Genomic DNA, 12,607 nt, shown 5'->3' on the forward strand with positions numbered 1-12,607 from the left:
TCATTCATTGGAACTTCATTGGAGCAGTCGAACTGCCCCAGGAACAGAAAAAATCGGCATAGCCGGATTTCTCCAAACTATGCCGATATTTTTCCAAGGAATAAAATCCCTTAGTGAGACCCCCTTTAGGGTCGTCCTGTTATTTTTGAATGGCGGCGACGGAATAGATACCCGGGAAAACAGAAAGATTTTGTTCCCTAACAGAATAGTATCTGCTCTCCGTGAGATTTGTTTCGTCCGTTCCCGTTGGAATAAAAAAAGATAGGCACAGGACAGCCGGTGTAAAACCGGCATACATCCTGAACCCGCTTTCTCTAATCTAAGGAAAATTATTTCGCTGGGCTTACCATTCCATTACCGGAAACCCATTCCTGCACCAGCTTTACGCTGGCTCGGACTGCCTCCGCGATCTTTTCCACAGACATTCCCATTTGGAAAAGGCTGATGGCGGTCGCTCTCTTTTCTTCCTCGCGGCCTTCTTCTTTCCCTTCCTGGAAGATTTCTTCAGAGACTTCACACATTTCGCTTCGACCTCCTTCTTCGCTCTTGAGATAGCGTACCCGTTTGGAGAGTTCTCCCTGCGTCTGATCCTCCGGATCGGATGCCTTAAAATACTGCATCATCGCTGCTATTTTCGAACCGTCGTCTATGGCTGCATTCACATATACAATATGCAGGCCGTCATCATACGGAATTTTTGTGTTCTTAAAATGCTTTTCGACCTCATAGATCGTATGGCCTTCCTGCCAAATATCCGTTTCGCTCAGATAGAAGATGTAAACCTTCGGCAAGTCCGCATATGTGGTACTCTTTTCCAGGTAGCTGCTGTCGATCATCGCCCCGTAGAAGCGGGTGCGGCGGGCGTGGTCGACCGTGTTCAGCCGCTGGATCTCCAGATTGTACAATTTCTCGGACGCATCCTCCGCCAGTACATCCAAAATAGCGTCGCGGGAGTCCGTTTTGGAAACCCGGTATTGCGTCCGGACTTCCTTCACATTCAGGCTTTCAATTCCCGTCAAGGTTCGCAGCACATACTGGCAGGCCGGGATATCATTGAGAGCCACCGACATGAAGGTGTCGCTCATCAGGGTGAGGCTGCGCATCCGTTTCACGCGCTGCTCACGAGCCTGTATCCGGTTGCTTTCTTCGCTCACGTTCCAAATCGCCTCCGTCCCTTTTCCTAATTTATCATACCATTCTGCCGCAAAAAACGCAAGTAAGCCGCCAATTTTCACAGAAAGTTCATCGGACAGCATTTCCGTGCCGGAATATTCGGCCTAGCTAAAATCTTTGCCGCAAGTAATTCAAATATTTCCCTGGCCCGATCCTGCATCGTCCGGTTGTATTTCTGATTTTTCTACATCGTCATACTTTTCCCAACCCGCTGTCTCATCTCCATCCCTCCGACAAACCGAATCACGATCTCCTCCCTGGAAAGCACAGTCACGCGCTCGATCACGCGGCGCACTAGTTCGTTGGAGTATTCTGTCAGATTCAGATCTTTATCGTCGAGCAGGGCGATCACCTCCCTCATCTCGTCCTCTCTTCCCCTTGCATAGTCCGCACAGGAGACAAGCTGCTTTTCCTGCTGCCTGAGTCGGAGCATCTCATCACTGATCTGCTTGATTCTCAGATCCGTCAGGTCATTTCCGGCAAACGTCAGAAGACGGTCAAGCTCCCGATTGAGCTCTTCCAGACGGTGACGAAGCTCCTCCGGCTGAGAGCCCTGATTCTGCTGTGCCGTGCATTGGAGGATGATTTCCTGCAGGGAGGCGGCCATATCGTTCTGATTGTCGCGGATCAGGTTTTGCATCGCTTCCATAATGGCATCATGCAGCAACTCCTCTCGTATGGTAGGGGAGGAGCCGCAGATTCTGGAACCATATTCCAGGCGATTGATGCATCGCCACACAATTTCCTTTCTGCCATGGATGCTCCAGGTAACCCTTCGGTACAGGCTGCCGCAGATGCCGCACACCAATCGCTCCGTTAAGGCGTATTTGCTGGAAAATCTTCCGCGGTTGGTCTTTGCTCTTTTGATATTTGTCACCAACCACCAGTTTAACCCCGTCCAGGCCACGGCCACGCAGCCACTGGAAGAAGCTGACCCAACTGGCCTTGTCCTCTTTCATACCCTCTGCAGCGCCTAAAACCTCACGGTATCCGTCTTCATTTACTGCAATTGCAACCAGAATGGCCACATTTTCAAACTCTCCGCCCCAGTTGCGGCGCAGGTAGATCCCATCTACATAGACATACGGATAACGTCCACCTTGCAGAGGACGGTTCCGCCAATCTTCAATGTGGACATACGCTTTCTTGTTCAGCTCACTGATGGTGGAGGGAGAGACCTTGCTGCCCCACAGGGCCTCGGTGATGTCCTCCACACGCCGGACAGATACGCCCGCCAAGTACATCTCAATGAGTGCCTCTTCCACGCTGCTCTCCCGGCGGCGATACCGCTCAATAATAGCCGTCTCAAAGGAGATTCCCTTGAGCTTAGGCACTTTGAGGGTGACATCCCCGGAAGTGGTGGTGAGGCTGCGGTTGTAGTGACCGCTGCGATAGCCCTGGCGTTGCTCATTGCGCTCGTACCGAGCCGCCTGGGTCAGCTTTTGAGCCTCGGCCTCCAGCAGCTCGTTGAGGGTTTCCTCTACGCTTCCGCGCACAAGTTCCTTGAGCTGCCCCTTGATTACTTCCTCGTTTAGCTGTACAATCTTCTCGGACATGGTTTGCTGTCTCCTTTCAGAATGGTGTGTCGCGACTTCATTCTACCAGAGTTCTGCAAACCATGTCTCTTTTTATCTACTTTTCAATTTGCGAAATTTATTCTACCTTATCCTGGGCGGGCTGACTGCTTGGAATCAAAATACTCCCTGATGCGGTTTTCTTCCTGCATCAGGGAGTATTTTGTCTCTTACCTCATGGAACAGATTCTCTTTTGTCCAACTATCGCTTGTTTATGTTTGTCTGTAAACCTGCAAGTGCTCAAACGATGGAAGCAGAGCGGTCCGTAGGGCGAAATATTTTCTGCAAAAAGTGGAATATGCCGTAACGCCAGGTCTGCCACTCATGAACACCGGGACAGTGATAGATTTTCATGCGTGTCACACCGTTTTGTACTGCTTTCTGATAAGCAAGTTTCAGATCCCGGTAGCGCGTTCCTCCTCTTGTTCTCCCACAGAACAGAACAGGAGGTCCAAACTGTCATTCATTTTCTCCGCATCAAACAGAAGGGGAAGATGATCGGCTGTCCCACCAATTTGATGCATAGATTCAACAGTGGTTCGTCCGCTGAACATGCCGATAGACCGAAATCTGCCAAGCTGCCTCAGACCAATGTAGAAAGCCTGATAGGCGCCTCTGGAAAGTCCCGCAACAGCAGTATGGGACGGGTTGGTCAAAACGCGAAACCGATTGTTGATAAAGGGGATGACATCCTGCATCAACAGGGCTTCAAAATCCATTGGGGTGGGTTTTTCACCGTTTCGGTAAACCTCGCCGGAGTTGCACACGACGATCATCTCTTCCGCCTTTTCTTCGGCGAGGAGATTATCTAAAATGAAATTCAACTTTGCCTGCCAGAACCAGTTTGTCTCGTTCTCTCCCCCGCCGTGTTGGAGATATAAAACAGGATACCTCTTTTTTTTCACCGTCGTAGCCAGGAGGCGTATAGACCAGACAGTCACGCGGTCTTCCTGTTAGAGAAGAATGATAAAATTCATAGCGAATGCTGCCATGTGGAACACGGTTTACCTCGTAAAATTTACCTTCTGCATGTGGAAGATCCACATAGTTTATCATTCTATCGTATCCTGCGCCGATGTTGACACAGGGGTTCATGGCTTCAATCCCGTCCACATAGAAAATAATGGCAAGATATTTTGTGGGCAGGCCAGACAGCGTCAGTTCCCAATATCCACCCTTGCAGCGGTTGAGCGGACGCTTTTCTTCTCCTGCAAGGCTGCCCGGCATTCCTGAAAATTCCACTTTAGAAGCGTTTGGGGCAAAAAAACGAAGCAGGACATCGCCGTTTTCCAGATAGGTGACGCCGTTCTGCCCGTATCGATTCCCAAACGGGATCGGATCAAAGGAAAGCGCCTGAGAGGTATAGACCTGGTTGCAGTTCTTTTCTGTCAAGATATCGTTCTCTCGATTCCCTTCTTCACAAAAAGCATTGCTGCAAAAACTCAAAAATGCTGTTTCTCCACACGCTCCATTCATGTTTTCCAGGATAACAGGAATGCTTCAGAACTCGAACACCGCAGCGTTCCATTCGTTCCTGCGTCTTTTGCCACTCCGCCTTTTTTCCCTCCTCATCCAGTCCAAAGGAGAAAAACAGGAGGCGGAAAGCCTGGTTGACGGCGGAACCGTTTTGTCCGTTTCCGTCGATGGCATAGCCTGTACTGCAAACCACCAGCATCGGGGAAACCAGTTTTTGTGCGATCAGATTATCCAGGATCCAGTTCAAATGGCCGTGCCAGAACCACGCGGTTTCGTTTTCTCCCCCTCCGTGCTGCAAATACAACACAGGGTAGGATTCCTCTGAAGTGTCATATCCGGGAGGGGTATAAATCATACACCGCACGTTTTTTTCAGTACCTGGGATTCCCAAAATTCACACCGAATGGTTCCATGAGGGACATCCTGAATTTCTACAAATTTCTTTTCCGGATCCGGGATATCAATATAATTGACGACTCGTCCATAACCGACTCCAAGATTCATTCTGCTGTTGAGGATTTCATTTCCATTACTCCAGAAGGTAACATAATGAAACCGTTTCGGCAGTCCCTTTACCACAGCGGTCCAATAGCCATCCTCCATTTTTTTTCAGCGGTATTTTTTCCTCTCCCATGCTGCTGCCGGGCATACCGGATACTTCGACGTGTTCTGCCTCCGGTGCAAAAAGAGTGAATTCCACGCTTCCGTCCGGATAGTACACGGCCCCGGGCAGCCGCACTCTGGTGGTATATCCGGAAAGCGCCAGATCCTCCTTGGTTGGATTGGAAAACGACATTCCATGGACAGAATATACTTCGTTGATCACGGTGAAACACCTTTCCTTTCTGCATCATTCTTTTACCGCGCCGATGACAATGCCTGTCACAAAATATCTTTGCAGGAACGGATAGATCACCAGAAGCGGGACAGTGGCCACCACAATTTTAGCCGCATTCAGCGTGCGGGTGGAGATGGTCATGAAATAAATCAGCTGTTGAGGATCGGTGATTTGCGAGACGTCTATGGTCAACTGCTGAATGTAGGTTTGAAGCGGGTATTTGCTCGGTGTACGCATATAGATCAGGCCTTGGAAATAATCGTTCCAATGATTTACAATGCAAAACAGAGCCACCGTGGCAAGACCCGGCTTTGAAATCGGAAGAACCACTCGTGTCAGAATGGTCCACTCAGATGCGCCGTCGATCACGGCCGCTTCCTCCAGAGCCTCCGGAAGCCCCTTCATGAAATTCATGAGCAGGATGACGTTAAATACGGGGACTGCTCCCGGTAGAACCAATGCCCAGATGGTATTGAGCAGGTGCAGCTTGGATACAATGATGTATCCAGGAATGAGACCACCATTAAACAACATGGCAAAAATGACAAGTTTCATGTAAATATCGCGGCTTGCAAAACGGTTTTTGCTTTTCGACAGGGGATACGCCAGTAAAATCATCATCAGCATGTTCAGTCCTGTACCCAGCACTACGCGCAGAACGGAAATCCAGGCAGAGCGCCAAAACTGGTTGTCCTCAAGCAGCTTCTTGTACGAACTCAGCGTGAATCCCACAGGAAGAATCCCCACCTGGTTGGCGTTGACCGCAGAGTTGTTGCTGAACGAGATCGCCAGCGTATTCAGCAGCGGGAGCAAGCAGCAGAGTGTCATCAAAATGACGATCAACCATACCACCGTGTCCATAAGCTTATTTTTAAAAAATTCTATCTGCATCATTTTTCCCCCACTTTTCTCGTTAGAAAATGGAACGGCTGACCAGCTTGCGTGATACCAAGTTGGAAGACATAATCAGAACAAATCCAATCACGGACTTAATCAGTCCTGCCGCGGTGGCAAGGCTGTACTGCATATCGATCAGACCAATCCGGTAAACATATGTGTCAATGATATCTCCTGTTTCATAAACCAGAGGGTTATAGAGATTAAAAATCTGATCAAAACCCGCGTTGAGAATATTTCCCAGATTCAGCGCCATCATCAGGACAATGGTTGGGACCAGCATGGGAAGAGTAATATAAAAAATTTTTTGGAGCCGGCTGGCACCGTCCAGCGAAGCCGATTCATACAATCCGGGATCGATGGATGTAAGAGCCGACAGATAGATGATGGATCCGTAACCGAATTCTTTCCAGCAGTCCGAAAGAATGATCACCGGGCGAAACCATACATTGCTTCCCAAAAAGAGGATGGGATCGTGGCCCGTGGACTGGATCAGGCTGTTGATTGGACCGTCAAATCCAAGAATGCTAGAAACGACGTTTGCCAGGACTACCCAGGAAAGAAAATGCGGCAGGTATACAATGGTCTGTACCGTGCGTTTGAAAGCAATCACTCGGATTTCATTGAGCAACAGAGCAAAGAAGACCGGAACAATGATTCCTGCCGCGAGTTTTCCCAGTGAGATAATAATGGTATTGGCGAAAATCTGACGGCTGCTTGGCAAAGAAAAGATAAAATCAAAATTTTCCAAACCAACCCATCTGGATTGGAGAATCCCCTTCGCCGGCATATAGTCCTGAAAAGCCATCAGAATACCAAACAGAGGGGCAAAGGAGAATACGGCGAGAAATAACATGGGAAGCAGCAGCATCAGGTGGAAGGGAATCTCCCTTTTGAGTCTTTTTTTCATAACATGTTCCTTTCCTTCCTCTCCTGCGGCCCTGCAAAAGGCCGTGCGGGAAGTTTCTTTTCAGAAAAAGCGCCCTTTGATGCATCGTATCCGCCGGGTTGTCCGCCTAGGCCTTTTCAACAAGACCTGTTTTTCTGTTTATTTGGCAACCTCTGCGCTCACTTCTTCGGTGATCGTGTCACCGCCGCTGGCATACCATTCTTCCACAAAGGAGTCAAACGAATCGATCGGATCCTCGTTCATGACAATTCTCAAAAGCATTTCAGATTCCATTTTTTGCAGCGAACCCCAGCGTAGCTTCATAGTATCTGTGGAGCTGTAAAATACAGGACTGATTTTGTTGTATGGAACTTCAGCTGCCAGTCTGGTGCCGATCATTCTGCCATAGTAGTTGGACCAGTCGGTTTTGTCCGGAAGCTGTCCCGCATCGATTGCGTCCACGTATTTTTGGCAGGAAGCAGCCACGCCGTATTCAAAGGCAGTTGCGTCCTCCGGTGATTTTCCGTCCAGAATATCCCGAATGTTCTCGTAGCACAGTACGAGGGCGTTGTTGAAATCGCAGTTGCCCAAGAAGTCACAGGCCACGTCGCCCGCGATATAGGCTTTTTCCACATCGCTCTGCACATAGTCGGAGCGGCGCATATAGTCATACTGGAGAGAGACGAGCTTGACCGCTACTTCGGGATGCTCAAAGCCCTTGCGAACCACCAGATAACCCATGGAAGGATTCTGTTCAATGACCGTGACTTTTCCATCCTCACCGACGGGGACCACACAAGGAACCCATTCCACACTGTTATCGAGCGCCCATGCGTCGGATGCAGGACTGTTGCAGGACCACCATGCTCCAAAGAATGCGCCGCATTGCCCGCTGGCCACCACTGCAATGCGATCGTCGTTGGTGCGGACCGCTACCTGCGGATCGATCAATCCCTTTGCATACCAGTCCCGCAAAACCGTCAGCGCTTCCTTCATTTCCGGCTGTACGGAGCCGTAAACTACTTCTCCATCCTTCTCAATCCACTGGCCGGGCGCTGCGCCGTAGTGGGTGAAAATATTATTGAGTTGGAACTGGGCGCCATAAGCGCCAGCGATACCGGTATTCACCACCAGACCAATGGTTTTTCCCTCACCATTATTTCCAGGATCCTGTTCCACAAACTGCTGCAGGATATATTCGATGTCTTCCATGGTTTCCGGCTCTTCCAAGTTCAGTTTGTCGAGCCAGTCTTTTCGCAGCCAGAGAAGCTCCTGACCATTGAAAATATTGGTAGCTGGAATACCGTACAGCTTACCGTCAATTTTGCCACTCTCCAGGCATCTTCCGTCAAATGAATCATAGATGTCCCGAATGCGGTCGGTGGCGCAGTCTTCAAAGGCTTGCGTCAGGTCTTCTACCATATCGCTTTCCACGAGCTGCTTCAGAGTGGAATAATCGCTGACTTTCATCACGTCCGGGATATTGCCGTCCGCAATCGCCATCGCAACTTTTTTGTTATAGTCATCGCCGCCGTTTCCGACAAAATCGATCTGAATATCGATGTTCAAGAAGCCGCCGATAATATCGTACATCGCGTTGTCATCGTCGTTGTGATTTTCCCACTCAGTTCCAGCCAGAGCGGAGAAATTTCTTCCTGCTTCTTTTCCGAATGTTACTGTTACGGTCTCAGGATATGGCGTCAGTGGATCGGTAGCCGCTGCGATCCATGCGTCATCCTCCGCAGAGCTGCCTGCTGAAGACGTTGTGTCGGTAGACAGTTCACCGCTGTCCGTGCATCCGCCGGCTCCGCAAGCCATCAACAGCGCCAGCATAGCGGCAATCCCTTTTTTCCATAAAACCTTCATTGCTCTTGTATCCTCCTTGTTCCCTGATTTTCTGTTTGTTATACAAGCTTGTATCGATTATAATGAAATTATAGTAAGAGGGGGCTTTCATGGAAATATCAAATAAATCCACTTTTATATCAATTTTCTACATCCGTCAAAGGTTCTTTTGGCAGCAGTACCCTCACAATAGTTCCTTCGCCTCGAATGCTGTGGATTTCCAGACCGTACTCATTGCCGTATAGCAGGTGAATCCTTTCCTGTACATTTTTCATCCCGTAACCGTTCGTTTTGCTGTTGAGAAGCTGTTTGAGTTGTTCCGCTTCTATTCCGGCACCATCGTCCCGGATTTCAAATATCATATCCCTCCCCTTTCCAAAGGCAGAAAGGCTCAGGGATCTGTCCTGCTTGCGACTACTTGCCAGACCGTGTAAAATGGCATTCTCCACGATTGGCTGGAGGATCATGACGGGGATTTTGCAGGGATACAGAGACGAGTCCACATGGTAGCTCACTTGGAACAGATGGCTTTGTAATTCTTTCTGGATGGTGATATAAGCGCGGATATTTTTCATCTCATTTTCCACATTGGAAAATTCACGTCCCTTATTCAGGGCTGTGCGGTAAAAAACAGAGAGTTGGTTGATAATTTCGCTGGCTTCCTCGTCACCGTTCATCAAAGTTTTCCAACGGATTGCGGAGAGTGTGTTGTATAAAAAGTGGGGGTTGATCTGGGCGCGCAGCATTTGAATCTGATATTCTTTTCGGATCAACTGTTCCCGATAGACATCCTTGATCAAATGCTGGATCAATTGCATCATCGTGATAAATTCGTCCGTCAGATATCCGATTTCATCCTTTGATTTGCTCTGCACCCAAATTTCATTTTGTCCTTCCCGCAGCTGTCTGATATTAGCGGCAAGATTTTCAATACGGGTGACAGCAAGTCTGGAAAGAAGCAGGCTGGTCAACACGGCAGCCATCAGGCACACGACAGAGATCCCTATCAATCCTGGCACCATCTGCCAATTTCGATTCCAGAAATACCCCTTCGACTGATAAAGGTAAATTGTCCAGCCACTGGACTCCACTGTCCGGCAGGAACAGAAAAATCCGTCCTGTTCCCAGATCTGTCCCGTGTGTTTTCCGCTGTTTGCTGTGAAGAAAACAGACGTCAGTCCATTTGGCGGGACGTCATAGGCAACGTTGCCACAAGAGTCGAAAAGGGTTACGCCGTATCCCTGGCTGGAGAGACTTCCGAACAGTCTCTCCAATACATCATCGTGCAGCTGAATGTACAGATAGTTTTCTCCACAGCTCGACACAAGCTTCTGAAGCTTACATACTCCCTGATCTGTGTCATAGATCCACCGGTTTTCCCCTTGCAGGCGTATGGTTTCGGAAAGCTCATCGGTAGGGAGTACCCAGGGAGTGTGACGTTCCACATTAGAAGCAGAATACAGCGTCAGCTGGGCAATATCCCCATTGAAGGTGAGCACAGAGGAAAACAGAGGTGTGACCTGATTGGAAAAAATGTCGTACATCTCATAGTAGCCGGTATATTCATGCTCTGCCGCAGAAATGACGCTGTTATTGATCGAAAGGCTGCCAAGAACATTGTCGCAGAGCTGTAGCTGATGATCGAGCGCTGCTGCGGATTGCTGGAGCTGATTTTCCATGTCCAGAAGGGATCGCTGAGTCAAAAGGGAATGTGTTTCGTGGACGGTGTAGCTCCACAGGACAGCGATGCAAATCAGACAGCACAGGATACAGCCCACCATAATTTTATATTTATATTTGAGATCTCGAATGTGATTGACCCATCCCATCAAAAAGCCTCCTGTCGACCATTTTGTGAAAAAGGGACCATCAAAGGCCTGGAAAGTCAGGAGTGTTTCGGAACTTTTCTGGACTGATGCCAAAATATTCCCGGAAACTCTGGCAAAAGTATGAGGCGCTGCTGTAGCCGGTTTTCCGTCCAATTTCCTTAATTTTCAGATTAGTGGATTTTAAAAGCTCCTGCGCCTTTTGCAGCCGATATTTTTTCAGATATTGGCCAATCCCTTCTCCGGTTTCCTCCTTAAACAGTCTGCACAGATAGCGAGGGGAAGTGTGGGCGCTTTCCGCCAGCTGCTCAAGATCCAGCTCTTCTCCATAGTGCTTGCAGATATATTTTTTAGCAATGGACACGATTGGATGCTGTTCCTTTGCCGCATTGCTTTCGTGGAAAGCGCGCGCCTGTTCAATGACATCCTGAATCAGAGCGACTACTTTATCGGAACGATTGCTTTTATAGACCTGCTCCACGGCGGACACAATATCGAAATCGGAAAAAATAGAGCTTTTCTGCATGATTTCATGGAGTATGCTGGTACAGAGAAATTTGGAATAGAGCAAGGAATTTTCCTTTTCTCTGTGAAAATCCCAATACTCCTGCATGACTACCTGTAAAGCGGCGTAATCGCCCTGCCCGGCCAATTCCCGAACAATTTCCAGAATCTTTCCATCTGCGTATTGTTCTTCCAAAGCATTTTTTCTCTCCTGATGGAAGAAGAGGACTCTTTTTCCATTTTCCCAGAAACGATTTTCCAAACACGCCCGCATCTGCGGCATCTCTTCGGCTATGTGCAGCAGATCCGAAACTTCCTCTCCGGCGACAATCCAGCAATCTCGATGCAGAGTGTCCTCCAGCCTTCGGTGCATTCGCTGTGCACGTGCCTGATAATGGAAATCATTCAGCCGGTTCCTTTTGTCCCAAAGCACTGCAAGCTGATGCGCGCTCAGAACGACGCTCTCACAGATTCCGTCCGCTTCATGGCGGATCATTTCCTCTGCGTTTTTCCATTCTTCCTCGGAGATTTCCTCCTCAAAATGGATCAAAAAGATCCGGTTATACTGCCTTACCCATTTTTCCCCCAGAAGTGAGCCGGCTAAATCCTGAATCTGATCGTTCTTCGTACCGTTCAGAAGACAACAAAGGGCGTAATTGCGTACGCAGGATTTGATTTTTCCGTTTTCCTCCTGCCGCTTTTCTGTCTCAAGCACCTCGCCCATCACACTGGTGATCACGTCACGGAATTCTTCAAGATCAACCGGTTTGCGCAGATAATAGTGAACGCCAAGAGACATGGCGGTTCTGGCATATTCGAAATCCTCGTATCCGCTGTAAAGAATGATTTTAATGTCAGGAGCGAGAGGAACTACCCGGGAGATTAGTTCCATGCCATCCATAAACGGCATGCGGATATCCGTGAGCAAAATATCCACGTGCCCCTTTTTGAGCAACCGGTAGGCTTCCTCTCCGTTTTCACACTGGGAAATCTCAAACTCCAATCCGCTTTTTTTCAGAAGGAAAAGAATTCCATCACGCTGTATTTTTTCATCGTCTACAACGAGCATATGGATCTTTTTGCCGTCCATCGGTGTTTTTCCTCGCTTTCTCTCTGTGCTGGTTTGTCGTGTTATTCCGTCTGAGCTTGCGTGGAAGCGATTACCTTCATCCATTTTTTCCCTTGAGACGGAAAAAGCACCAGACGCATTTGATGATCTGGTCAATTTTCAGCATGGTATAGATCCAGAACGGAGGCCAGTGGAATTGTCTAACTTTTTGGGGTCACTTCATTAGTTTTTATAAAAACATTATATCTTAGTGTCACTAATACTTCAACAACAAAAATCGCAAAGCCCCGGACACGACTTGCGCGTCGAGACTCAGCCTGGGTGACCCGCTCAGACCCTCTCAGGGTTCGAATCCCTCTTTGAATGAAAAAATAACAGGACGGCCCCGTTTGGAGCGTTCACTTAGGGATTATTGAAAACAATGATAATTTTTGAGTGACGTCCTCAAGCGGTGCCAACAGAAAGACCACACAACAGGCTACAGAGTCTGTTGTGTGGTCTTTTTCTGCTTTAGG

11 protein-coding genes and 2 pseudogenes are annotated in these 12,607 nt (G+C 48.6%); all 13 read right to left on the minus strand.

Annotated elements, in window-relative coordinates:
- Positions 1-329: 329 nt before the first annotated feature.
- On the minus strand, positions 330-1,154 hold the full coding sequence (locus tag BN3911_RS00005; RefSeq protein ID WP_187127650.1) for a PD-(D/E)XK nuclease family transposase: 825 nt from the start codon (positions 1,152-1,154) through the stop codon (positions 330-332).
- A gap of 203 nt (positions 1,155-1,357) precedes the next feature.
- Positions 1,358-1,840, minus strand: a complete 483-nt coding sequence (locus BN3911_RS00010) for a hypothetical protein (RefSeq protein WP_066859642.1) — start codon at positions 1,838-1,840, stop codon at positions 1,358-1,360.
- Between the two features lie 30 nt (positions 1,841-1,870).
- A pseudogene (locus tag BN3911_RS17800) lies at positions 1,871-2,086 on the minus strand (recombinase zinc ribbon domain-containing protein); the annotation flags it as partial.
- A pseudogene (locus BN3911_RS00015) lies at positions 1,995-2,729 on the minus strand (IS256 family transposase); the annotation flags it as partial. The pseudogenes BN3911_RS17800 and BN3911_RS00015, both read right to left, overlap by 92 nt.
- 414 nt (positions 2,730-3,143) lie before the next feature.
- Positions 3,144-3,653: an alpha/beta hydrolase gene (locus tag BN3911_RS00020; protein ID WP_187127652.1), complete on the minus strand. Its 510-nt coding sequence runs from the start codon at positions 3,651-3,653 to the stop codon at positions 3,144-3,146.
- Entirely contained in the window at positions 3,553-4,140 is a 588-nt protein-coding gene (locus BN3911_RS17315) for an early set domain-containing protein (protein WP_066859644.1), read from the minus strand. Before BN3911_RS17315 ends, BN3911_RS00020 begins: the two co-directional genes overlap by 101 nt.
- Before the next feature lie 25 nt (positions 4,141-4,165).
- On the minus strand, positions 4,166-4,588 hold the full coding sequence (locus tag BN3911_RS00030; RefSeq protein WP_256294364.1) for an alpha/beta hydrolase: 423 nt from the start codon (positions 4,586-4,588) through the stop codon (positions 4,166-4,168).
- A gap of 165 nt (positions 4,589-4,753) precedes the next feature.
- Positions 4,754-5,050 (minus strand): early set domain-containing protein, encoded by a 297-nt coding sequence (locus BN3911_RS00035; protein ID WP_066859648.1) that lies wholly within the window; start codon positions 5,048-5,050, stop codon positions 4,754-4,756.
- A 24-nt stretch (positions 5,051-5,074) separates the two neighbouring features.
- On the minus strand, positions 5,075-5,956 hold the full coding sequence (locus BN3911_RS00040) for a carbohydrate ABC transporter permease (RefSeq protein ID WP_066859649.1): 882 nt from the start codon (positions 5,954-5,956) through the stop codon (positions 5,075-5,077).
- Between the two features lie 19 nt (positions 5,957-5,975).
- On the minus strand, positions 5,976-6,869 hold the full coding sequence (locus BN3911_RS00045; protein ID WP_066859650.1) for an ABC transporter permease: 894 nt from the start codon (positions 6,867-6,869) through the stop codon (positions 5,976-5,978).
- Between the two features lie 138 nt (positions 6,870-7,007).
- Positions 7,008-8,714: an extracellular solute-binding protein gene (locus tag BN3911_RS00050; RefSeq protein WP_066859652.1), complete on the minus strand. Its 1,707-nt coding sequence runs from the start codon at positions 8,712-8,714 to the stop codon at positions 7,008-7,010.
- Between the two features lie 119 nt (positions 8,715-8,833).
- Complete coding sequence (locus BN3911_RS00055) at positions 8,834-10,522, minus strand: sensor histidine kinase (RefSeq protein ID WP_066859654.1); 1,689 nt, start codon at positions 10,520-10,522, stop codon at positions 8,834-8,836.
- 40 nt (positions 10,523-10,562) lie between these two features.
- Entirely contained in the window at positions 10,563-12,113 is a 1,551-nt protein-coding gene (locus BN3911_RS00060) for a response regulator transcription factor (protein ID WP_066859657.1), read from the minus strand.
- Positions 12,114-12,607: the final 494 nt, after the last annotated feature.

It is taken from the genome of Neglectibacter timonensis (assembly GCF_900048895.1).
Classification (GTDB): domain Bacteria; phylum Bacillota; class Clostridia; order Oscillospirales; family Acutalibacteraceae; genus Acutalibacter; species Acutalibacter timonensis.